The organism is Bradyrhizobium sp. 25ACV, from assembly GCF_054863005.1.
Genome location: NZ_JAVAYO010000021.1, coordinates 109,862 through 130,576, shown reverse-complemented (window position 1 = coordinate 130,576; position 20,715 = coordinate 109,862). Strand labels below are relative to the sequence as shown.

Annotated in this window: 21 protein-coding genes and 1 tRNA gene; 11 read left to right on the top strand and 11 right to left on the bottom strand. The window is 64.2% G+C overall.

Annotation, left to right across the window (positions count from 1 at the left end; all coding sequences use genetic code 11):
• The first annotated feature begins 756 nt into the window (after positions 1–756).
• Complete coding sequence (locus RAD04_RS34555; protein WP_461627356.1) at positions 757–2,625, top strand: alkaline phosphatase family protein; 1,869 nt, start codon at positions 757–759, stop codon at positions 2,623–2,625.
• A 51-nt stretch (positions 2,626–2,676) separates the two neighbouring features.
• On the opposite strand, the gene RAD04_RS34550 is transcribed toward RAD04_RS34555, so the two are convergent.
• Entirely contained in the window at positions 2,677–3,249 is a 573-nt protein-coding gene (locus RAD04_RS34550) for a hypothetical protein (RefSeq protein WP_461627355.1), read from the bottom strand.
• Positions 3,250–3,643: 394 nt separating this feature from the next.
• On the opposite strand from RAD04_RS34550, the gene RAD04_RS34545 reads away from it, so the two are divergent.
• The gene (locus tag RAD04_RS34545; RefSeq protein ID WP_028140953.1) at positions 3,644–4,303 is read left to right on the top strand and encodes a peroxiredoxin; all 660 of its coding nucleotides are present in this window, start codon (positions 3,644–3,646) and stop codon (positions 4,301–4,303) included.
• Positions 4,304–4,459: 156 nt separating this feature from the next.
• Here the strand turns inward: RAD04_RS34545 and RAD04_RS34540 are convergent, their stop codons facing one another.
• A complete protein-coding gene (locus RAD04_RS34540) occupies positions 4,460–6,190 on the bottom strand; it encodes a methyl-accepting chemotaxis protein (protein ID WP_461627354.1) in 1,731 nt (576 codons plus the stop codon).
• Positions 6,191–6,356: 166 nt separating this feature from the next.
• Between RAD04_RS34540 and RAD04_RS34535 the strand changes: the two genes are divergently transcribed.
• Positions 6,357–7,748: a cryptochrome/photolyase family protein gene (locus RAD04_RS34535; RefSeq protein WP_461627358.1), complete on the top strand. Its 1,392-nt coding sequence runs from the start codon at positions 6,357–6,359 to the stop codon at positions 7,746–7,748.
• A 66-nt stretch (positions 7,749–7,814) separates the two neighbouring features.
• Positions 7,815–8,108, top strand: a complete 294-nt coding sequence (locus tag RAD04_RS34530) for a histone (RefSeq protein ID WP_461627353.1) — start codon at positions 7,815–7,817, stop codon at positions 8,106–8,108.
• Positions 8,109–8,169: 61 nt separating this feature from the next.
• Here RAD04_RS34530 and RAD04_RS34525 read toward each other — a convergent pair whose 3' ends face one another.
• From RAD04_RS34525 to RAD04_RS34515, 3 genes are all read right to left on the bottom strand, one after another.
• A complete protein-coding gene (locus RAD04_RS34525; protein WP_461627352.1) occupies positions 8,170–8,916 on the bottom strand; it encodes a hypothetical protein in 747 nt (248 codons plus the stop codon).
• A gap of 95 nt (positions 8,917–9,011) precedes the next feature.
• Positions 9,012–9,884, bottom strand: a complete 873-nt coding sequence (locus RAD04_RS34520; protein WP_091957261.1) for a DMT family transporter — start codon at positions 9,882–9,884, stop codon at positions 9,012–9,014.
• Positions 9,885–9,981: 97 nt separating this feature from the next.
• A complete protein-coding gene (locus tag RAD04_RS34515) occupies positions 9,982–10,428 on the bottom strand; it encodes a hypothetical protein (protein ID WP_028140958.1) in 447 nt (148 codons plus the stop codon).
• 302 nt (positions 10,429–10,730) lie between these two features.
• Here RAD04_RS34515 and RAD04_RS34510 point away from each other — a divergent pair, with 302 nt between their 5' ends.
• Positions 10,731–10,994, top strand: coding sequence for a hypothetical protein (locus RAD04_RS34510; protein ID WP_091957266.1), 264 nt, complete (start codon positions 10,731–10,733; stop codon positions 10,992–10,994).
• A 30-nt stretch (positions 10,995–11,024) separates the two neighbouring features.
• Here the strand turns inward: RAD04_RS34510 and RAD04_RS34505 are convergent, their stop codons facing one another.
• Positions 11,025–11,486 carry a host attachment protein gene (locus tag RAD04_RS34505; protein ID WP_461627351.1) on the bottom strand — a complete coding sequence of 154 codons (462 nt, stop codon included), beginning with the start codon at positions 11,484–11,486 and terminating at the stop codon, positions 11,025–11,027.
• A gap of 311 nt (positions 11,487–11,797) precedes the next feature.
• Here RAD04_RS34505 and RAD04_RS34500 point away from each other — a divergent pair, with 311 nt between their 5' ends.
• From RAD04_RS34500 to RAD04_RS34485, 4 genes are all read left to right on the top strand, one after another.
• On the top strand, positions 11,798–12,088 hold the full coding sequence (locus RAD04_RS34500; RefSeq protein WP_461627350.1) for a hypothetical protein: 291 nt from the start codon (positions 11,798–11,800) through the stop codon (positions 12,086–12,088).
• A gap of 169 nt (positions 12,089–12,257) precedes the next feature.
• Positions 12,258–12,392, top strand: coding sequence for a hypothetical protein (locus RAD04_RS34495; protein ID WP_461627359.1), 135 nt, complete (start codon positions 12,258–12,260; stop codon positions 12,390–12,392).
• 145 nt (positions 12,393–12,537) lie between these two features.
• Positions 12,538–13,503, top strand: a complete 966-nt coding sequence (locus RAD04_RS34490; protein ID WP_461627349.1) for an AraC family transcriptional regulator — start codon at positions 12,538–12,540, stop codon at positions 13,501–13,503.
• Positions 13,504–14,302: 799 nt separating this feature from the next.
• Positions 14,303–14,404 (top strand): VOC family protein, encoded by a 102-nt coding sequence (locus tag RAD04_RS34485; RefSeq protein ID WP_461627348.1) that lies wholly within the window; start codon positions 14,303–14,305, stop codon positions 14,402–14,404.
• A 266-nt stretch (positions 14,405–14,670) separates the two neighbouring features.
• Here RAD04_RS34485 and RAD04_RS34480 read toward each other — a convergent pair.
• The 3 genes from RAD04_RS34480 to RAD04_RS34470 all read right to left on the bottom strand — a co-directional run bounded on the left by RAD04_RS34480 (position 14,671) and on the right by RAD04_RS34470 (position 16,147).
• Positions 14,671–14,747, bottom strand: a tRNA-Arg gene (locus RAD04_RS34480).
• A 156-nt stretch (positions 14,748–14,903) separates the two neighbouring features.
• Positions 14,904–15,404 (bottom strand): hypothetical protein, encoded by a 501-nt coding sequence (locus RAD04_RS34475; RefSeq protein WP_461627347.1) that lies wholly within the window; start codon positions 15,402–15,404, stop codon positions 14,904–14,906.
• 170 nt (positions 15,405–15,574) lie between these two features.
• Positions 15,575–16,147, bottom strand: a complete 573-nt coding sequence (locus RAD04_RS34470; protein WP_461627346.1) for a hypothetical protein — start codon at positions 16,145–16,147, stop codon at positions 15,575–15,577.
• A gap of 181 nt (positions 16,148–16,328) precedes the next feature.
• On the opposite strand from RAD04_RS34470, the gene RAD04_RS34465 reads away from it, so the two are divergent.
• On the top strand, positions 16,329–16,712 hold the full coding sequence (locus RAD04_RS34465) for a VOC family protein (protein WP_028140965.1): 384 nt from the start codon (positions 16,329–16,331) through the stop codon (positions 16,710–16,712).
• 42 nt (positions 16,713–16,754) lie between these two features.
• On the opposite strand, the gene RAD04_RS34460 is transcribed toward RAD04_RS34465, so the two are convergent.
• A complete protein-coding gene (locus tag RAD04_RS34460) occupies positions 16,755–17,252 on the bottom strand; it encodes a hypothetical protein (protein ID WP_461627345.1) in 498 nt (165 codons plus the stop codon).
• A gap of 258 nt (positions 17,253–17,510) precedes the next feature.
• Between RAD04_RS34460 and RAD04_RS34455 the strand changes: the two genes are divergently transcribed.
• Positions 17,511–17,864, top strand: a complete 354-nt coding sequence (locus RAD04_RS34455; protein ID WP_026202721.1) for a GrlR family regulatory protein — start codon at positions 17,511–17,513, stop codon at positions 17,862–17,864.
• Between the two features lie 60 nt (positions 17,865–17,924).
• Here the strand turns inward: RAD04_RS34455 and RAD04_RS34450 are convergent, their stop codons facing one another.
• The gene (locus RAD04_RS34450; RefSeq protein ID WP_461627344.1) at positions 17,925–20,612 is read right to left on the bottom strand and encodes a PAS domain S-box protein; all 2,688 of its coding nucleotides are present in this window, start codon (positions 20,610–20,612) and stop codon (positions 17,925–17,927) included.
• Between the last annotated feature and the right edge of the window lie 103 nt (positions 20,613–20,715).

Sequence of the window (20,715 nt, the reverse complement as noted above, 5' to 3'; positions counted from 1 at the left end):
GCCACTGCGCAGGGAAGGCCGGGATGCTCCGGTTGCCCTGTTACCCGCTATGCATGAAGCACACGCAATCTGCTCTTGGCATGGCGGTCCATGGGAGCCAACCGGCTCCCGGCCTTCCCTGCGCCCTCTTTCAATTGAGGGCGAAGCGATGAAGCAAAGCTCGGGCGAGATCAGCCGCGAGGACGCGAAGGCGTGTCTGTCGTTTGGATCAAGCGACCACCAATCTATCACCGTCACCCTGAGGTGCGCGCACTGCGGCGCGGCAGCGACGCAGAGCAAGCCTCGAAGGGCGACGGCCCGGCTGCACCAGTTCGGCCGTTCATCCTTCGAGGCTCCGCATGGGACGCGTTGTGTCCCATGCCTCGCACCTCAGGATGACGGAACGGATACTGTCAGTGCGGAGAGATTGCGGATGGCTTGACTTCGCGCTCCGGCGGACAAGCCGCTCGCAATGACGATGTTGATGAAGCTCTGCGCCAAACTCCGCTCTCGTGCCCCGGACGCTGCGCAGCGCCACTTCGGCGGTGCGCTGCAGAGCCGGGGCCCATCTATGAGCGAGCGCGCGGCTTCCTGGGTCCCGGCTCTGCGCAGCAACGCCAAGAGCGTTGCAGCGCGTCCGGGACACGAGACTGACAAGCTCCCTCCCCCAACCCTCTCGCATCGGCGACGGGCCTTGTAACAAAGTCGTCATGCAGCGAAACTAAACGAAGCTGGGGGCCGCGGATTGCGGCCGAGCCGCCTCGCAGGGAGATTTCGATGCGCCGTTCACTGGTGTTGCTGTCCGCCGGACTGACAGTGCTATCCACCGGATTTGCGTCCGCCCAGAACAACACGCCCCGCAATCTGATCCTGTTCATCCCGGACGGTCTGCGCGCGCTGAAGGTCAATCCCGACACGGCACCTGCCATGGCCGAAATCCGCGACAAGGGCGTCAACTTCAAGAATTCGCACTCGCTGTTCCCGACCTTCACCATGGCCAACGGCTCGGCGATGTCGACCGGTCACTATCTCGGCGATACCGGCGTGTTCTCCAACACGATCTGGACCAACTACACCTCCGTCCCGGCCGGCGACACCGTGGTTCCCTTCATCGAGAACGACGCCGTGCTCGGTGACATCGACGAGCATTTTAAGGGCAACTACCTCAACGAGGACACCATCCTGAAGCTGGCCCGCGACAAGGGGTTCAGCACCGCCGCGCTGGGCAAGGTCGGTCCGACCTATCAGTTCGACCACACCGACAAGCCCGAAAAGGCCGGCCTGCATTCGATCGTGTTCGACGACGCCACCGGCGGCAAGAACGGCGTGGCGCTGTCGGACGAGGTGAAGGACGCGCTCACCAAGGCCGGCCTGCCCACCACCACGCCACCGCGCGGCGACAATTCCAAGGCGGGCGATGCCAAGACGCCGGGCACGACCGCCGCCAACGTCGCGCAGCAGGCCTATTTCGCCGACGTCGCCGCCAAGGTGGTGCTGCCGATGTTCAAGGCGCGCAACAAGCCGTTCGTGCTGGTGTTTTGGTCGCGCGACCCCGATGGCAGCCAGCACAACACCGGCGACAGCCTCAACCAGATCATGCCCGGCATCAACGGTCCGACCTCGATGGCCGGTATCAAGAACGCCGACACCAACCTTGCCCAGCTTCGCAGGGCGCTGGACGAACTCGGGCTTGCGGCCTCGACCAACATCATCGTCTCCGCCGACCACGGCTTCTCCACCATCTCCAAGGAGAGCAAGACCAGCCCCTCGGCCAAGGTCAGCTATGACGACACGCCGAAGGACTTCCTGCCGATGGGCTTCCTGGCGCTCGACCTCGCCAAGGCGCTCGACCTGCCGCTGTTCGATCCCAACGACAAGAACGCGAAGATCGAGGGCAACAAGCATCCCAAGGCCGGCAATGGCGTGCTTGGCAAGGATCCGGAAAAGCCCGACCTCGTCGTCGCCACCAATGGCGGCTCGGACCTCGTCTATCTCCCGAACAAGGACAAGAAGCTGGCGGCCAAGACCATCAAGGCGCTGCTCGCGCAGGACTACGTCTCCGGCCTGTTCGTCGAGGACTCGCTCGGCCGCTTCCCCGGCACCCTGCCGCTGTCGAGCATCAATCTGCGCGGCAAGGCGGCGACGCCGACGCCGTCGATCGTCGTCAACTTCCGCTCCTACGCCAGCAATTGCGGAGAGGCGCCGACCAACTGCTCGGTGCAGGTCGCCGACACCGTGCTGCGCCAGGGCCAGGGCATGCATGGCAGCTTCAGCCGCGGCGACACCATGAACTTCATGGCGGCGATCGGCCCGGACTTCAAAGCCGGCTTCGTCGACGAGCTGCCGGTCAGCAATGCCGACGTCGGCATGACGGCCGCCCGGCTGATGGGCCTAAGCGCGACACAGAAAGGAGACCTGGCCGGCCGCGTGATGTCGGAAGCCATGCCCAACGGCACCGTACCGAAGGCTTATGCCGGCACAATGAAGTCCAAGCCCGCGGAGGGCGGCCTGACCACCGTGCTGAACTTCCAGCGCGTCGGCAGCCAGCGCTATTTCGACTCCGCCGGTTTCCCCGGCCGCACGCTGGGGCTCGAGGTGGACCATCTTGGGATGGGGACCGGCAAACAAAAAACGGCGGGGAAGTAACCCCGCCGCTTCGCTCGCGCCCCGCAAGGGGCGCGAGAATATCTTGGCTCGTTACATGCCGATGTCGAACACGTTCGGCAATTGGCCCGCCAGGGGCAGCGCGGTGGCGCCGAGGAAGGTCGCCACCATCGCCATCAGGCGGCGGTTGTTGTGGCGCTTGCCGCGCATCTGGCCGGCGATCCACTCCAGCATCTCGCTGTTGACCTTGGAGGCATAGGACGGCGCCCAGCTCTCGATGTCGGTGTCAGCCGACAGCGCGACGCTGCGCGGCGGCACCTTCAGGCCCGAGGCGCTTGCGGCATAGTGGGCAACCGCCTTGGCGAGCAAATCATCGAAGCGGCCGCCATCGGTGCGTTCGGTCGCGGCCTCGTTGATCGCGAACAGGACCTCGGCCTCGGTGCGGCTGACCGGCTGGTCGTTGACGGCGGTGGCGGTGAGGATGCGCGTGCACCAGGCGGTGTCATCGGCATCGAGCGAGCGGGAGAAATGGACCCGGCCCTTGGTGGTCGGGCCTTCGCCCGTGATCACGCCGTCGCGCACGATGGAGAGTGCATGGGCCGCGGTATCGCGGCAGGACGGTTCAAGGGACGGCGAGTCAGCAGATTTAGGCGCAGCGGCAGACATAGTTCACTTCCAGATTTCTTCTGATCGGCCAGCATTTTCATGCCGGCGTAAAGGGGTGGTTAACGATTCGATACAGGGATCGCGACTTTTTCGAGATGGTTGCCAATTGGTCGCTGTCAGGACCATTTTGGTTCTAAGACGCGCCGGGCGAGCGTGATGGAAGTCATAAAAGGCATTATCGCGGCGAGCGAGACCGTGCGACCCCGGATGGAGCTGTTTCGCCGCAGGTGCCGCCGTAACAATAAGTTGCTAGAAAATCAGCCCTTCAAGGAAGGAATTCACATTTTACTTGAACTGGTTCAGTTGGCGTTCACTTGGCGTTGTAAGACCCCTATAATGAGGGGGACGGCCAGAGACAAATTCTCCAGTATATTCAATGCGATGAGGTAGAACCATGACACTTCCGATCGGCACCACCGCACCCGACTTCGAAGCCGAGACCACCGAAGGGAAGATCAAGTTCCACGACTGGATCGGCAACAGCTGGGCGCTCTTGTTCTCGCACCCCAAGGACTTCACGCCGGTTTGCACGACCGAGCTCGGCGCGCTCGCCAAGCTGAAGCCGGAATTCGACAAGCGCGGCGTCAAGCTGATGGGCCTCTCGGTCGATCCGGTCGACCGCCATGCCAAATGGTCGGAAGACATCAAGGAGACGCAAGGCGCGGCCCCGAACTATCCGATGATCGGCGACACTGATTACAACGTCTCGAAGCTGTACGGCATGCTGCCGGCCGCGATCTCGGGCGATCCCCTCACCCGCACCGCCGCCGACAACCAGACCGTCCGCAACGTCTTCATCATCGGCCCGGACAAGAAGATCAAGCTGGTGCTGGTCTATCCGATGACGACGGGCCGGAACTTCCAGGAGATCCTGCGCGTGATCGACTCGCTGCAGCTCACCGCCAAGCATCGCGTCGCGACGCCGGCCGACTGGAACCAGGGCGAGGACGTGATCATCGCAGGCTCAGTCTCCAACGACGAGGCCAAGACGATCTATCCGCAGGGCTGGAAAGAGCCCAAGCCCTACATCCGCATCGTGCCGCAGCCTAAGTGACTTTTCGCGGTCGCGGATAGCGACCGCAAAAAGTCATCCCGGGGCGATGCGTCAGCATCGAACTATGGTGCGCGATTGCGCACCTGAGGATCTCGAGATTCCAGGTTCGGCTCTGCGAGCCGCCCCGGAATGACGCCGTGAATTTCGAGCCCTGCTTTACGCCGCGCGCACCCGGTCCAGAAAACCGTCGACCTCGGCCTTCAGATGCAGGCTCTCGCCCGACAGCGCCTGGGCTGAGGCAAACATCCGGCTCGAGGTCTCGCCGGTCTCGCTGGCGCCCTTGGCGGCGTGGCGGACATTGACGGCGACATCGGCCGTGCCCGAGACCGCCGCGCGAACGCTTGCGACGATGTTGTGGGTCGCGCTTTTCTGCTGCTCGACCGCAGCCGAGATCGAGCCGGCGATGCCGCTGATGCGCTCGATGGTCTGGCCGATCGCCTTGATGGCGACGACCGATTCCTCGGTCGCAAGCTGCATGCTGGCGATCTGGTTCGAGATCTCGTCGGTTGCCTTGGCGGTCTGGCCGGCCAGCGTCTTGACCTCCTGGGCCACCACCGCGAAGCCGCGACCGGCATCGCCCGCACGCGCGGCCTCGATGGTGGCATTCAGCGCCAACAGGTTGGTCTGCTCGGCGATCGAGGTGATCAGCTTGACGACGTCGCCGATGCGCGCGCCCGCCTCGGAAAGCTGCGCGATGCGCTGATCGGTCGCCTCGGCCTGCTGCACCGCCTCGGCGGAAATCTGGTTGGATTCCTGCACGCGACGCGTGATCTCGGAGATCGATTGGGACAGCTCGTCCGAGGCCGACGCCGCCGAACGCACGTGCTCGGAGGCGTTTTCGGACGCGCCCGCCGACTGCGCCGACAGGTCGGCCGTGGAGCGCGCGACGTCGGTGAGCTGCCGCGCGGCGCGCTCGAACTCGCCTGACGAGGCCAGCACCTTGTCGAGGATGCCGCCGACGCTGCCGCGGAACTCCTCGACGAAACCGCGCAGGTCTGATTTGCGCTGCGCGGCCGCCGCGGCCGTGGCTGCCGCCTGCTCGCCGCGCATGCGCGCCCGCTCCAGCGAATTGCTCTTGAACACTGCGACCGTGCGGGCGATCTCGCCGATCTCGTCGGCGCGATCCTCGCATTCGATCGCAACGTCGCTCTGGCCGTTGGCAAGCGCGGTGAGCGAGCGCGTGACCGAGGTGAGCGGCCGGGTGATACGGCGGACGACCAGCAGGGTCAGGACCAGCACCAGAAGCGCGGCAAGTCCGGCGGCCGCCGCCATGCTCTCGATCGCCTGGGCCAGCATGCTCTCGTACTGGGCCATGGGGATGCCGACATAGAGAATGCCGACGACCTTGCCGGCCGCATCCGCGATCGGGAAATAGGCGGTCATGAACGATTTGCCGAACAGCGTGGCCGGCCCCTTATAGGCCTCGCCACGGCGCAGCGGCGCCTGCCCCGGATGATCGGCGGCGAGCTGGGTACCGACGGCGCGGTCGCCATTTTCCTTTTTCACGTTGGTGGAGCGTCGCACGAACTGCCCGCTCGTATCGTCGAACACGAACAGGGTCGCATTGCCGCCGACATAGGACACCGCGCGATCGACGATGGCGTGATCCCTAAAGTCAGGCATTGTGGGGATCTCGGCGCGCGCCACCGTGCCGTCCTTCATCGTGATCTTGGCGGCCGGAACGGTCTCGGTAAAGGCCAGTGCCAGCGTGCGCAGATTGACCTCGATGTCGCGCAAGGCGCGATCGTTGAAGGCGGACGTCAGCGACCAATAGCCGGCGCCGACCACGAGCGCGGTGTTCATGGCGATCAGCAAGACGGCGCACAGGACCGCCTTGGTGCCGAGCTTGAATTGCGGCAGGAGTTTTGCCGTCGAAAGATTGGACATGGATGGAACTACCCCCGTAATTCCTGCATATTCATGCAGTCCGATTACGGTCCCATTAACGACGGTTCACACCGCCGCACGCGGCGTGCTTTCCAGAGTGTAAACGAGGACTCCCCTGACCACGCCGAGCGCGCCTGTCATCGTCTGGTTTCGCGATGACCTTCGCCTGTCCGACCATCCCGCCCTCCATGCTGCCGTGAAAACCGGTGCGCCGGTGGTCTGCCTCTATGTGCTCGACGGGGCCGCCGGGCGCCCGCCCGGCAGCGCAGCGCGCTGGTGGCTGGCGCAGTCGTTGCGGGCGCTTGGCGCCGAGATTGCCACGCGCGGCGGATCGCTGATCCTGCGCAGGGGACCGGCGGCCAAGGTCGTCGCAGAATTGGCCCGCGAAAGCGGTGCCCGCGCCGTCTACTGGAATGGAATTGCGCAGGCGCCGCATCAGGCGGTTGAGCGGCAGCTCGAAGCCGCACTGGCAAAGCTTGGCATCGACTCGCAAAGCTTCCCCGGCGATCTCCTCGTCCCACCCTCGGCGATCCGCAACAAGGACGGCCGGGGCTTGCGCGTATTCACGCCGTTCTGGCGGCGCGTGCTGTCGCTCGGCGATCCACCCAAGCCCTTGCCTGCGCCGAAGCAGCTGCGCCCTGGTCCAAAGATCGCCAGCGATCGGCTTGAAAGCTGGCAGCTCGAGCCGACCAGCCCGGATTGGGCGGGCGGCCTGCGCGAGACATGGACCCCGGGCGAAGCCTCCGCGCGGGCCCGCCTGCGCGACTTCCTCAAGCACACCGCGCGCCGCTATGTCGGCGATCGCGACCGGCCGGATCGGGACGGCACCTCAAGCCTGTCACCGCATCTGCGCTTCGGCGAACTCAGCCCGCGCCAGGTCTGGCACGCGGCGCGCTTCGCCGCGGATGAAGATCCGGCGCTCGGGCCGGGCATCGACAAATTCCTGAGCGAGCTCGGCTGGCGCGAATTCTGCCGTCACCTGCTCCACGATCATCCGGACCTCGCGAGCGAAAACCTGCAGACGAACTTCGACGGCTTCCCCTGGAAACGCGATCCCAAGGCGCTCGCCGCCTGGCGGCGCGGCCGCACCGGCTATCCGATCGTCGATGCCGGTCTGCGCGAGCTCTGGCACACCGGGGTGATGCACAACCGGGTCCGGATGGTGGTGGCGTCGTTCCTGGTCAAGCACCTCTTGATCGACTGGCGCGAGGGCGAAGCCTGGTTCTGGGACACGCTGGTCGATGCGGATGCCGGCAGCAATCCCGCTAACTGGCAATGGGTCGCCGGCTGCGGCGCCGACGCGGCGCCCTATTTCCGCGTGTTCAACCCGCAGCTCCAGGGCGAGAAGTTCGATCCGGATGGAACCTACGTTCGGCGCTGGGTGCCGGAGTTGCAGGACATGCCAACCAAGCTGATCCACCGGCCCTGGCAGGCCACGCCGATCGAGCTTGCAAGCGCGGGCATCACGCTCGGCAAGACCTATCCGCTGCCGATCGTCGATCATGCCAAAGGGCGCGAGCGTGCGCTCGCCGCCTACGCAAAGATCCGCGGAAGTTGAGCGCTGCTTTGACACAATTTCGAAACCCGCTATCGTCATCGCTCTAATCAAACCGCGGGGGACGATATGGACGACGATAAGCCGATCACCGAACAGGCGATGGAGACGATCACCACAGCCGTGGAAGCGACCAAGGCTGCGGCGGTTACCGCCGTCAAAGCCGCCAAGAAGGTCGCGAAGAAAGTAGCGCCGAAGAAGGCCTCCAAGAAGAAGGCCAAGAAAGCCTCGAAGAAGAGTTCGAAGAAGGCTGCAAAGAAGTCATCGAAGAAAGCGACCAAAAAAGCCACCAAGAAAACTGCAAAGAAGGCCGCCAAGAAAGCCACCAAGTCGAAAAAGAAGGCTCGGAAGGCCAAGCGCTGATCGGGGCGCTCGAGCCGGTCTCCGGGTGCATGTGCGCCCGGAGACAAGCTCCAGGGATACCCTACCCCCGCGGCTTGGATGCGCGCCGGCCCGGGTGATGCTCCCCCTTCGGATCGCGGAATTCGCTGCGATGGCCGCGGCGGTCCTCGGCCTTGAAGCGCCGCCGCTTTTCCGGTGAGCCGAACTGCTTGATCAGCCGCCTGCCGTTGACCTTCTTGATGACGTAGCCACCCTCGGTCATCGAGAACGGCGCCTTGAGCGATCCCATATGGTCGAATTTGGTGCCGCGGGGATGCTTGAAGGGCTCGAACCAGGACGGATAGACGAAGTTCGACATCGGGAAGCCGTTGATGAGGAAAGAGTCCTCCTCCACGGCGTCGCAGACCTCGTAGGCATATTGGGTGTGGCGGGTCTTGTCGGCCCACAGATTGGCCATGGGGTCCAGCACCATCTCGAACAGCTCGTGCGAAGCCGCCAGGCTGACGGGATCGTCCTCACCCAGCGCCTTCAGGAATATCTTCGAGATCGGCTGTCCCCGATGCGTCAGCTCGTGCCGTCCGAGGAAGTTCTTGTGGGTGGCGTCGTCGAAATAGACGAGCTGCCAGTCCGTCGGCTTCGGCTTGCGGGTGACATCGAGATCGACGGGGTAGCCCCAGACGGGGAGGAAATGCTCGTCGTAGCATTTCTGGAGCGCGGCTGTGAGCTTGGCCATCATCCGGTCGCTCATCATCTCCTCCGCGTAGTTGATGCAGGCAATCCGGACCGGCTTCAACGATCTGCCGAGCAGCGCGCGCCTCGCCTTCTTCATGAAAATCACCGTGTGAATGTGAAACTGAAATGCGTTCAGCCTAACACGAACGTGCCGCGCACGTCAGGGATGTATTCCGACGCCGCTCCATCCGCCTAGAATCGCCGGTTGACGACGAACACCGCGGCCGCGCACATCCCCATGCCGGCAATCGCCAGCGCGTCGAGCTTCTCTCCGAACAGCAGATAAGCCATCAGCGCGGTCACGGCGGGCACCAGATAGAACAGGCTTGCGACCGAGGTCGCCGCGGCGTGGCGGATCAGCCAGTACAATAGCCCGATCGATCCGATCGAGAGCGCGACCGCGAGCCAGCCGAGCGCGAGCACGAATTCCCGCGTCCAGTGCACCACGCGGTCTTCGAACAGGAAGGCCCCGATCGCGAAAAAGATGGTGACGGACACATATTGCACGAGATTGCCTGAGCGCCAGTCGATCTGGTTGCAGTAGCGGCGCTGATAGAGCGTGCCGAGGGTGATGCTGATCAGGGAGACGACCGAGGCAAGCCAGCCGAGCCCGGCTTCACCGGTCATGGGACGGTTGTGCAGGATCATCACCACGCCGCCGAGGCCGAGCACGAGCCCGGCCCATTGCACCGGCGTCACCTTCTCGCCGAGCCAGCGGTTGGCGATGGTCGAGGTCAGGATCGGCTGCAGGCCCGGGATCAGCGCGGAGAGCCCGGCCGGGATCGAATGCGCGATCGCGATCGCGGTGCCGCCGAGATAGAAGCCGTGGACGAGAATGCCGGCGACGGCGCTATGCGCGATGCCGGTGCTGTCAGGCCATTTCGGCCGCGCGATCGCCGCGATGATCGCCATCAGGCCGACCACGATCGCCATGCGGATGGCGAGATAGGTCAAGGGATCGGCATTGTTGACGACGTATTTGGTGCCGATGAATCCGGTGCTCCAGAGCAGGACGAACAGGATCGGCGCGGCGCGGGCAGTCAGGGCTTCTTGATTATGGTTCATTGCCGCCCTCATTGCCCCACCGGCGGCTATGCGGCAATGCGAATTTCGTGCGGACGATGCTGCGCTGCGACGGACGATGACGGCTCAGCTCAGCCGCTCACCATTCTTCCGGACAGGGGTCGATGATCTTCCAGAGCTCGACGCCGTTCTTGATCTTTTTCATGTCGGTGGTGAGCCCGCCATTGCGGCGGATCCAGTCCTTCACCTTGTCGGGGTAGTAGGACATCAGGTCGGACGTCCCCTCGGAGCTGGTGACCTTGATGCCGAAGGTGAAGGCCTTGTCGTAATAGGCCTGGTGGAAGCCGAGGCTGGCGCGGGGCGTTACGCAGATCTTGTTCATCGGCACCATGCCGAGCACCAGCGTGCAGGCCGAGTTGCAGATGCCGTCGATGATGACGCGCTCGCCTTTCTCGCGGACGCGCTTGTACTTGGTCTTGTATTCCTCGACATAGCCGCCGTGGTCGCGGGTGATATGCAGCTCGGCCCGCGCCGGCGTGGCGGCGGCGATGGAGAGCAACAGCAGGCTCAGAAGCGTGATGCGCATGGCGGCGTGACGGCGAAAGCCTTCAGGAATGGACCGGCCTCGAAGGACCCGCGAAATGAGCCCCTAGGCCGGCAACAGGATTCTCAACCGAATAGTCTTTGGTCATACTTGTGTGGGGAATTCGTTAAGCATCCCGAAAAGGCCAAAAATGGGCAGCCTTCGACCGCATGTCGGGCAATTCTGTCACACCCACCCGGGAATCTGAGGGATCAGCCCCGATTTCCGGGCGCCGGACGGGTGCCCTGGAGGTGCGAAGTGGCTATAGATGGCTGACCACTTCGCGCGGGTTCCGGAGAATCGAGATGAGCAAGTTGACGCTTGTAGCCGCGGTTGCTGCCCTCTCGGCCGCAATCCTAGCCCCTGGCCTCGCGGAGGCGCGGGGTCATCACCGGCACTACCGCCATTACGCCAATCCGCTGCCCTACCCGATCAGCTATCTGCACAATTATGGCCCCGGCATCACCCCCGGTACCTTCGCCTTTTACGACGGCCCCTCGACCAACCATTGCTACCGGAGCGCGGCCGCCTATGTCGGCCAGGATCGCCGCCGGCACCCCTGCTACTGAGGGGCGCTGGCGCGGCCTCTGCGGACGCCTCTATTTGGCGGCGCCCGACAGCAGCAATTGCTTCTCGATCTCGTAGACCGGCAGCTTGACGAGGTCCTTGCCGACCTCGCCCCGCAGCGCCTTGCGCATGACGTCGGAATAATCGGCGCGGATCATCCCGAGCGCGCGCGGTGAGGCCACCATGGTCAGGGCCGTGGTCTCGCCAGAGCTGACGGCAGCATCGAGCCGGCCGGCAAGGCTGCGCAGGAAGGCGCGCTCTGCCTCATCGTGCCAATCGGTCTGCTCGGCCGAGCTGCGCACACCGCCGGCAGCGGCATGCAGGCGACCCGGCGCGTCGCTCCCTTGCGCGCTGGTCATGGGATTGGGCTGCTCGTGCACCTCCCTGGTGTGAAGGTTCGGAAACATCTCGTCGCCGAGGTTTTCCAGAATGAGCGCCTTGCGCCCATCGCACACGACCAGCCAGCCGCCCTTGTCTAATCTCATCTTGTCCATTGCACAGCTCCAAGCAACCTGTGAGCCTGCCCTTCGAATTCGTCGAAGGACTGGCCACGCGACAAGACTACGAACGAAGCCCCGACTGCGAATTGCGCAGGATCAAGAACCGTATCGATGTCCTGCGGGGCCATCGCAGCGCGGGCGCAGCATTGGCCACTCGCGCGAACCTGGGATAGTCTGGCGGGGTTGAGGTCAGGCCTGCGGCGAACCCGGCTGAAGATTTGTTCATCAGCATTACATTTCGGTTCCGCCACAATTTGATCAGAACAAGTTCGATATCCTGGATCGCGTCAGCGGAGGAAGACATCATGAATCTCAAGATCGGCCTCGTCGCCGCGGCCCTGTTCGGCGCCATGTTTGGCGCTTTGGCGACATCGCCGGCGGCGTCTGCCATGCCCATTGCGCCCGCGCCTGCAACGCCGCAGGCCGCCGGTGTCGAGCAGGTCCGCATGGTCTGCGACGCCTGGGGGCGCTGCTTTTGGCGTCCGAACTACTATGGGTATTACGGGCCCCGGCCGTATTACGGCCCCCGGTATTATGGGCCGCGCGCTTACGGTTACGGTCCACGCTATTATGGCCCACGCTATCGCCGCTGGTGACATCTGAAGGGGCCCTCGGGGCCCCTTCGCTTTTGCGAGATCATTCTTGCGCCGTCATCGCCAGCCTGGATCGATTCCAAAACTGATCCAGATCAAGGATGACATCGGCGCGCACCGTCATTCTACGGTGATGGCGGACTTGATCGTTTTTCGATGCCCCCAGACGGGCATGAACGTCCAGACGGATCTCGAGAAGCAGCTGAGGCAGGAGAAACGGAGCTTTGCATCCTTCGCCTGTCCCGCCTGCACGCGGCTGCATTTCATCGACCTCGCCTCCGGCCAGCCGATGAGCCGGGAACGTTGACGGTCGCATTGATCTGACGGACGTCATGGCATGATGTCCGCAATACTACGGCCTGAAATTCGGTTTACTGAAACGCGATGTTTCGCCATTGATGGCGGTGTATCGACGTTCATTTGATTGTCATATTTCAGCAGCCGGCCAGACCATGTTGTTCGACGCCCTCGCTCCGTCCTCCGCCCTTCAACTGATCGGCTTTGCCGACGTCGATGCGTTTCGGCCGATCGAGACGATGGAGGACGCCAGAAGCATTCCGCTCGACATTCCGAACTTCGCCGCAGCCCGCGCCGTCGTCTCCCTGCCGGCGTGCCGCATCATCATGATGAGATCGTTCGCGCGCATCCTCGACACCGCCTATCGGATGCCGGGCGGGATGGTGATCCTGTCCATGACCGACGACCTCCAGGTCAATTTCAAGGGCCTGGATCTCGACGCGCGCTTTTTCGTGACGCTCCGCGGCAACGATGAATGCCATTTCGTCGAGCCTCAGACCAATCATCATGCAATGATCATCTTCTCCCCCGATCTCAAAGACCGGGGCTGGTTCGATCACGCCGACGATTTGCGGGCTCATGTCGCGAACCGGCCCGCCCTGCTGCACACAAGGCAGCTCCTGCTCGACATCCTGCGGACCGCGTCAATGCAGCCGCTCCTGTTCGAGACCACCGAGGCGGCGGCCCATCTGCAGGAAGGCCTGCTGCTCGCTCTCGACGATCTGTTTCGGATCGATTCGATGTCGGATCGGAGCGCCTCGGTCCAGGGCGAGCGTTCGATCAAGCTAGTGCAGCGGATCGATGATTACCTCGCAGCCCATCCGACCGTGCCGATCTATACCGCCGATCTCGCCGGTGAGTTCGGCGTCTCGATCCGCACCCTCGGCAGCGCGGTCAGCAAGGTACGTGGCCTGAGCCTGCACCAGTACATTCGCCTCAAGCGGCTGTGGGCGACCCGCGCCCGCCTGCTCAAGGGCGGCGGCGCCACCGTCGCCACATGTGCGCGCGCGCAGGGCTTCCATCACATGGGCGAGTTTGCCGCGGCTTACCGCGCGACGTTCCACGAGGCCCCGTCTGACACGCTGGCGCGCGGCCGGCATAGCCGTATCCCGTCAGCCTGACCGACGCGGCAAGCCCTTGCGAGCCTGCGCGGCATCAGCGCCGTTCTGGAACATATCTGGAACGCCAAGGAGGATTGGCGCGCCACGGCCGATGAAGATGGGCACTATTGCTTCTCCGTGGCGCTATGATGGAGCGTCCAATTCGGCGCCGCCGGCGCCAAAGCTTGCCTGGCCCGGCCGATCATCGCCGGCTGGACGCGATCTTCATTCCTTTAGCGCCAGGGCGCTGCAATACCCATAGGATTCAGTCCTTCCCCAACCCATTCTCACTCCCGCCTGGGTGCACTCTGCGTAGCTTTTGTAGTTGTATACGTTTCTGCAAATTGTCGAGACAGCAGAGGCGGAGCATCCGACCCAGGGTTTGTTGCCCGACTGGAAGCTTGATACCGTGCTGCGGGGAACCGCGTGCTGCTTCGGCTTCTGTGGCCTGGCGGCTTGCTCCGGTGCTTCGACCACGACGTTATGAAGCGAGGTGGTGGCGGCGGCGCGGCCCGAGGGGGTTGCGGCTTGCGACATGGCCGTGCCGCTCAGGCCGTACAGCAGCAATGTCATCGATGAGACAGCGGCGGCCCGACTTGCAGCGAAGAGTGGCGAAAACCTCATAGCTAAGCCCTCCCAAATGCGGGGACAGCCAATTCCATCCCTGAACGTAAAATACCACGTTCCGATGCAAGTTGGGATGCTGCCAATCTAAAATTGTCAAAACGGCAAGTTTCCGCCGCCGCGAGCGTTCCTGTTGGCACGGTTGCGACACCTTGCGACGTGACGGCCAGCTTGTCGCATTCGCCTTGGGATCAGCATGAAACAGCATCTTTCCCTCGTCGGCATCGTGGTCGCGGACTATGACGCGGCGATCGCCTTCTTCACCGGCGCCCTGGATTTCGAGCTCTACGAGGGGTGACCAGACCGGCGGGCGGGTCTTCCTGTTCCTAGAGACGGATGATTTCGGCCGCGATCATGCGCGCATGATCGCGGCCGGCGTGCGGCTCGTTGAGGTGCCACGGCATGAGCCTACGGTGTCGTCGCGGTTTTCGAGGATCTCTGTAGCAACCGTTGGGACCTGATCCAGCGCAAGTCGAGGCACGCCCGCGAAACCAGTCCTTAGCGGACGCCGCCGCGCCAAGAGGCGGTTTGCTCCGGCGCGTCTTGGCGTGCTCTGGCGTAGAATGGCGCGCTCGGAGAGATTCGAACTCCCGACCCTCGGAATCGAAATCCGATGCTCTATCCAGCTGAGCTACGAGCGCCCTGGCCCGGACACCGGGCCACAAACCGAGCCTTGCCAGACCGGCAGCTGACGAGCCAGCACACCCGACGGCGGTTCGGATGGGTTCGAATTAGCAGAGAGGCTGGCCAATAAAAAGCCCTTCCCGCCTCGATCGAGGCGGGTCACAGCCGGCTTGTCACCAGGTTGTGTTGAAGAGGCCGAAATGCGGCTGCTGTGCCACCATCATCGGCCGGCCGTACTGTGGCCCACCATACTGCGGCCCACCATAATGGGGGGCCGGATGCGCTCTGGCGACCTTACGCTTCGACTGAGCCTGGACCTCCGGCTTCTTGGCGGCGTCGGCCTTCGAACCAGGCGTGAACTGGGCGAAGGTCTCGCGCACCCGCGCCTTGGCTGACAGATCGGCCAAGGCCGCCGCCTGGGCCTCCTGCACGGGCGGCTGGGGAGCTACAACCGCGGCGGTCTTCACCGCCGGCGCGACAATCGTCGGCTGGCTGGTGTCGAGCACGACGCGCTCAGGCAGGTGCCGATCGGACCGGATTCGGATCAGCGGCTGATCGTTGCTTACGGTCGCAACGGCTTGCGCCACCGGCGCCGCCGGGAAAGCGAAATTCACCGCGAACAACAGTGCAAGCAAAGCTCCACCGACAAAGGTGAAATATCGAAAGATGGGCATTGGCCGCGCTCCGCCCCCCGCATCCCCGCGTGGGCTCTCCGCCTCAACAGGCGATCTCTTATTTGGTTCCTGGCCCAGCCGTTCGGTTCAAATGGCGACGCGAGGTTTTTTCGCCAAGGACCAACAAGGACCAGAGAGGGTAACTTTTCCGCTACCGGAACAAGCCGCCGTTAAGCACGGCGTGCTGCAACCAGCGAGCATTTCGCCTGATCGGCATTCACGTTGATGAAGCCGACGGGGATATGCGCAAAGGTCTTGCGGCTCTTCATGCTGACCGGATCCGCCAGCACGCGGCTGCGGTTGGTGAGATGACTGCCGTCGCGCCGCGTAAAGGCGCAGACGATCTCGACATCCTTTACGGCATAGTCATTGTCGTTTCGCAGCGTGAACGTCACCAGGGCTCTCGATCCAAGGCCGCCGCGGCGCCAAGTCTGCGATGAAATCCTGAGACGACCCAGTTCTGCCATCGCCGGTGCCTGGGCTTCCGAGACCGGCGACACCGTTGCGGCCGCATCGCCCGAAGGAGCCGCCTCGACGGCCGCCAGCTCCGCCTTCACCGGCTCAGCACTATTTCCCTTGGACAGAGGCAGCAGCATCCAGACGCCGCAGCCGACAATGATGGCCGCCAGGAGCCACAGAAGAGTGCGGCCAAATGAGACGCTCGCAATTGTCACGGCCCGCGCGACCCGTTCGCCGGTCCCGGCGAAGCGCCCCAATCCGATCCGGTCGAGCCTGGCGTTCATGGTTGCATCACCGATCGCGGCCAAAGCCCATGCAACGACGGACCCGGCCACTGCTTACCTTAATCCGGAAGAGGAACTAAGGTTCCCGCGCTGTTGCGAATCGGCAAGGACGTTGGCGATCACCGCCCACGGCCGCTAACATGCGCGGCAACATCGCAAAGGCCCGTTGGGAGAAATTGAAATGCCAGTCGTCACTTGGGATCACGTCCATCTGCGCAGCCCCGATCCGGAGGCCACGGCGGCCTGGCTGCGGGACATCCTCGGTGGCGAGATCGTGCACGCGCCGGGACGGATCGACGTGAATCTGGGCGGCGCCAGGATCTTCATCGCGCCGCTCGAGGGCGACAACGCCGTCAACCCGCCGCCTCCGCACCCGCATCAGGGTCTCGACCATTTTGGCCTGACGGTGAAAGACATCGATGCCGTGGCGGCCGAGATCAAGGCCAAGGGCGTCACGTTCACGCGCGAGCCGACCACGATCCGGCCCGGCGTGCGCATCTGCTTCATCCGCGGCCCCGAAGGCATCTCGATCGAGCTGCTCGAACGCGACAAAAAATATACCTGACGCGGCGAGCGCCTCACCAGACGCGACACGCCACCGGCGCGGCTACGTCATGCTGCCGGGCATGAAGCAGCGAATGCTGACGCCCATGTAGCCGTAGATCGGCCATACCATGGTGCGCCCTACCCGGTTGGGCTCGGAGATCACGGCCTCCTCGGGAACGTCGACCCAGACAAGTTCCTGCGGCTGCCCTTCGAGCCTAGAGCCATAGCGGGGGAGACGGACACGATAGTGCCCGTCCTTGCTGTCCCAGTCGGTGTCCGAGAGCGCCGAACCGTCGGCATCGGAGCAGCACGGCCCCTTGCCGCTGCGCAGGCCGTCGAACCAGGCCTTCAGATCGGCATTGGTGTTGACGAACTGGCCGCGGTCGCGCGCATGGCCGATGGGGGCTGCGAGTGTAACCAGGACCAGGGCACCTGCCAGCCGCGTCACGCTTCGCCAGCGTGTTGCGCTGCCGGAACGCCGTCGTTCGCTTTTGAAATTCGTGGGAAGCGCACTGTACAGACGCGGCTCATCGCCGCCGGAATTGATCCAGTTGCTCATCGTCTTGCTCCAGCCCCCCGCGGCCAGTGCAACAATTGTTATGCATTTCGCGGGCCAACCTGATTCGCAGGCGGCCAGCCTCGCCCCGTCATCAGACCGTCACGACGGCGTCACGCACAAGCCGGGACAACTACGGCTCGCGGCGGCAACTTCCCGTGGCCGGCCGGCAAACTGCCGCGTTGCGCGAGAGAATGCGCTTTGGCATAAAAGCGGGACCGGTTACGCCATTGGGCGATGGCGGCCGGCCTGCGGGACGTTATGAAAAACGGTCTCTATTCGATTCACGTGACCCTGCTCGATGGTCGAGCCGGCAAGGGCAGCGGCGTGATCCTTTTTCGCGACGGCAAGATCCTTGGCGGCGATGCCTACCTCTATTACACCGGCAGCTACGTGGTGAAGGACGACACCACCTTCAAAGGCGAGGTGCTGGTGCAACGACATACCTCGCCGCGAGGCGACGACAATCCGCTGTTCGGCGGTCCTGCTCCCGTGGGTATCGGCGTCAGCGGGACCTACACGGACACGCGCGCGGAAATGACGGGCACGGCGCTGGTCGGCAAGGCCAGCCTGATTTTCGGCGCAACGCTGCACAAGCTCGCCGAGGCTGATTAGAGCATGATCCGGAAAAGTGTGCTGCGGTTTTCCGAAAAGATCATGCTCAAACAATAGCAACTACTCGGCGGCCTGCTCCAGCGGCGCCGTGCGCGGCAGGATGATCTGGATGCGGGTGCCGCTGCCCGGTTCGGAATCGAGATCGAGCCGCCCGCCGAGCCGGTTGGTGACGATGCTGTAGACGATGTGCAATCCAAGTCCCGTGCCGCCCTGGTCGCGCCGCGTCGTGAAGAACGGATCGAAGGCACGGCGACGGACGTCGAGCGACATGCCGCAGCCATTGTCCGAGAAGATGATCTCGACATTGTCCTTGCCGGACTCCCGCACCTGGATGTCGATGGTCCCCGGCCGGCCGTCCGGGAAGGCGTGCGCCACCGAATTGAGAAACAGATTGGTCAGCACCTGGCCGTACGGGCCCGGATAGCTGTTCATGGTCAGATCGGGCTGGCACTCGACATTGAGCGTCAGATTGTGCTTGCGCAGGCCCGGCCTCAGACTCATCACCACCTGCTCGGTGAGGTCGCCGAGATCGAAGCTGCGCTGGTCCGAATAGTTGCGGTCGGCGGCGACCTGCTTGAACGACTGGATCAGCTCGGCGGCGCGGTTGAGATTGGAGACGAGCTGCGAGGATGCGTCGCGGCTGGTGCTGAGGAAGTCGTTGAGCGTGGAGCGGCGGAGTTCGCCGCGCTCGACCTCGGCGGTGAACATCGCGGTCTTGCGCTCCAGCGCGGAGGCGACCGTGAGGCTGATGCCGACGGGATTGTTGACCTCGTGCGCGACGCCGGCGACGAGGCGCCCGAGCGCGGCGAGCTTCTCGGCCTCGATCAGCGAAGCCTGGGTCTCGCGCAGATTGCGCAGCGCGGTCTCGGCGGACTCCTTGGCCTTGCGCATCTCCTGCTCGCCGCGCTTGCGCTCGCCGATGTCGAGCGCGACGGTAACGATCCGCTCGATCTCGCCCTCGGCATCGAGCAGCGGCAGCTTGTTGACCAGCCATTGCCGCATGTTGCCGGAGGAGTCCTTGTATTCCTCCTCGTAGAAGCCGAGGCCTTTTCGAAGCTTGAGCACCCGCTTGTCGCTCTCGTCGGACTTGGCCGCGCCATAGCGCGACATCAGGTCGGCCGTGGTGCGGCCGAGCGCGTCGCCGGGCTCGATGCCGAAGATGCCGGCCATGTAGCGGTTCATCAGCACATAGCGCAGGTCGCGATCCTTGACGTTGATCACCGCGGGCACGGTGTCGATGACCTGCTGGAGCAGGCGCCGGCCCTCGGCGATGGCGTCTTCCGCCCGCTTCTGGTCGGTGATGTCGCGCAGCGTGCCCTCATAGCGAACGATGTTGCCCGCTTCGTCGCGCACGCCGGTGGCGCTGTCGGAGAGCCACAGGATGTTGCCGCTGCGCTGGCGCACCTGGTACTCGAACTCGCGCACCATGCCGTCGCGCGCCATCAGCCGCTGGTATTCGACGCGTGCCTCGGGATGGACGTAGATGGTGTGAGCGATGTCGTTGATGCTGTCGATGAGGTGCTGCGGGCTGTCATAGCCCATCATCCGCGCCAGCGCCGGATTGGCGTTGAGCAGATCGCCGGCCGGCGTCGTGACGTAGATGCCGTCGACCGAGCCCTCGAACAGTTTCCGGTAGCTCTCTTCGGCGAGGCGCTGCTCGGTGAGCGCGCGCACCGCAGCCTCGCGCGCCGTGTCGGCCTCCTCCAGCGCGCGGCGGAACACTTCGGCTGCCCGCGCGATGTCGCCGATCTCGTTGTCGAGGTCGGCCGAGGGGATCGAGGTGTCCTTCCGGCCCGCCGCAAGCGCGCGGATGGAGCGGGCGATCTGGGCGAGCGGACGCACTGTCCTGCGCACCACGAACAACGCAGCGCCGATGCCGATTAGAACGCCGATGGTGCCGAGCACGATGCTCTGCCATCGCGCTTCCGTCAGCGTCCGGGCGAAGTCACGCGACAGCACGTGGCCGCGCCGGTCGCTGACTTCGCGCAGCAGTTCGGTGACGCGACCGATCAGCCGCCCCTCGGTCCCCAGCACCTCGCGGTCGATGTCGGCGATCTGCCGCTCGCGAACGGCCACGGCCATGATGGCCTCGGCATAATCGTTCACCGCCGATTTCAGCTTGGCATCGGCAATGTTCAGTCCCCGCATATTCTGCGCGGCCTGCTCCGCCGCGGACGGGTTGCGCGCGAGCAACCCGAGCGCGATCCGGCTCTGCGCCTCCGACAGGCGCGAGGCCAGCTCACGGTCGGCGGTGCCGGAGACGGCCACATCGAACTGTTCGCGCAGCGGCGGCAGGCCGGCGAGCAGCTGGGCGCGGCGGTCGATCAGCGTCGAGATCCGCTCGAGGCCGGTCCGATAGGTCGCAAGCCGCTCGGTGACCCCGTCGATCATGTCCTGCTGCTCGGGCGCGAGCTCGATGCGGGTCTTCTTCAGGATGTCGCTGAGCGTCGAGGCCGCCTCGCCGACCTGCTTGAACTGGATGCCGGCGCCGGGATCGGTGACGAAGTCGCGCGCGGCAAGCCGCAGCTCGTTCATGCGGCGATCGATATCCTCGGCGAGGTCGCCGACGCTCTGGAGCCGCTGCAGCTCGGCGAAGGTGGTGTCGATGTGCCGGATCGCGATCACGCTCGCCGTCGACGTGACGATGATCACCGCCAGCACCAACAGGAAGCTGCCGAAAGTGAGCTGGCCGATGGAGAGCGAGAATGTTCGCTTTTTTTCAGGGGTCGGCGTCAATTCGGCGGACATTGGGCTTTGAGGGACCGGGAAATTGGAGGCCCAATATACGACGTATTGCGGCCCCGGGGAAACATGCCTCGGGCCGCCGATTATCCTTAATATTTGTGGGCCT

What these genes read in the sequence shown, in the direction of transcription:
- RAD04_RS34475 (WP_461627347.1), bottom strand. Translation starts at nt 15,404, where the DNA reads ATGCCCATCTTTCGATATTTCACCTTTGTCGGTGGAGCTTTGCTTGCA.
- RAD04_RS34455 (WP_026202721.1), top strand. Translation starts at nt 17,511, where the DNA reads ATGAAAAACGGTCTCTATTCGATTCACGTGACCCTGCTCGATGGTCGA.
- RAD04_RS34495 (WP_461627359.1), top strand. Translation starts at nt 12,258, where the DNA reads ATGAACGTCCAGACGGATCTCGAGAAGCAGCTGAGGCAGGAGAAACGG.
- RAD04_RS34515 (WP_028140958.1), bottom strand. Translation starts at nt 10,428, where the DNA reads ATGCGCATCACGCTTCTGAGCCTGCTGTTGCTCTCCATCGCCGCCGCC.
- RAD04_RS34540 (WP_461627354.1), bottom strand. Translation starts at nt 6,190, where the DNA reads ATGTCCAATCTTTCGACGGCAAAACTCCTGCCGCAATTCAAGCTCGGC.
- RAD04_RS34500 (WP_461627350.1), top strand. Translation starts at nt 11,798, where the DNA reads ATGAATCTCAAGATCGGCCTCGTCGCCGCGGCCCTGTTCGGCGCCATG.
- RAD04_RS34525 (WP_461627352.1), bottom strand. Translation starts at nt 8,916, where the DNA reads ATGAAGAAGGCGAGGCGCGCGCTGCTCGGCAGATCGTTGAAGCCGGTC.
- RAD04_RS34510 (WP_091957266.1), top strand. Translation starts at nt 10,731, where the DNA reads ATGAGCAAGTTGACGCTTGTAGCCGCGGTTGCTGCCCTCTCGGCCGCA.
- RAD04_RS34505 (WP_461627351.1), bottom strand. Translation starts at nt 11,486, where the DNA reads ATGGACAAGATGAGATTAGACAAGGGCGGCTGGCTGGTCGTGTGCGAT.
- RAD04_RS34485 (WP_461627348.1), top strand. Translation starts at nt 14,303, where the DNA reads ATGAAACAGCATCTTTCCCTCGTCGGCATCGTGGTCGCGGACTATGAC.
- RAD04_RS34530 (WP_461627353.1), top strand. Translation starts at nt 7,815, where the DNA reads ATGGACGACGATAAGCCGATCACCGAACAGGCGATGGAGACGATCACC.
- RAD04_RS34470 (WP_461627346.1), bottom strand. Translation starts at nt 16,147, where the DNA reads ATGAACGCCAGGCTCGACCGGATCGGATTGGGGCGCTTCGCCGGGACC.
- RAD04_RS34550 (WP_461627355.1), bottom strand. Translation starts at nt 3,249, where the DNA reads ATGTCTGCCGCTGCGCCTAAATCTGCTGACTCGCCGTCCCTTGAACCG.
- RAD04_RS34520 (WP_091957261.1), bottom strand. Translation starts at nt 9,884, where the DNA reads ATGAACCATAATCAAGAAGCCCTGACTGCCCGCGCCGCGCCGATCCTG.
- RAD04_RS34555 (WP_461627356.1), top strand. Translation starts at nt 757, where the DNA reads ATGCGCCGTTCACTGGTGTTGCTGTCCGCCGGACTGACAGTGCTATCC.
- RAD04_RS34490 (WP_461627349.1), top strand. Translation starts at nt 12,538, where the DNA reads ATGTTGTTCGACGCCCTCGCTCCGTCCTCCGCCCTTCAACTGATCGGC.
- RAD04_RS34545 (WP_028140953.1), top strand. Translation starts at nt 3,644, where the DNA reads ATGACACTTCCGATCGGCACCACCGCACCCGACTTCGAAGCCGAGACC.
- RAD04_RS34465 (WP_028140965.1), top strand. Translation starts at nt 16,329, where the DNA reads ATGCCAGTCGTCACTTGGGATCACGTCCATCTGCGCAGCCCCGATCCG.
- RAD04_RS34450 (WP_461627344.1), bottom strand. Translation starts at nt 20,612, where the DNA reads ATGTCCGCCGAATTGACGCCGACCCCTGAAAAAAAGCGAACATTCTCG.
- RAD04_RS34460 (WP_461627345.1), bottom strand. Translation starts at nt 17,252, where the DNA reads ATGAGCAACTGGATCAATTCCGGCGGCGATGAGCCGCGTCTGTACAGT.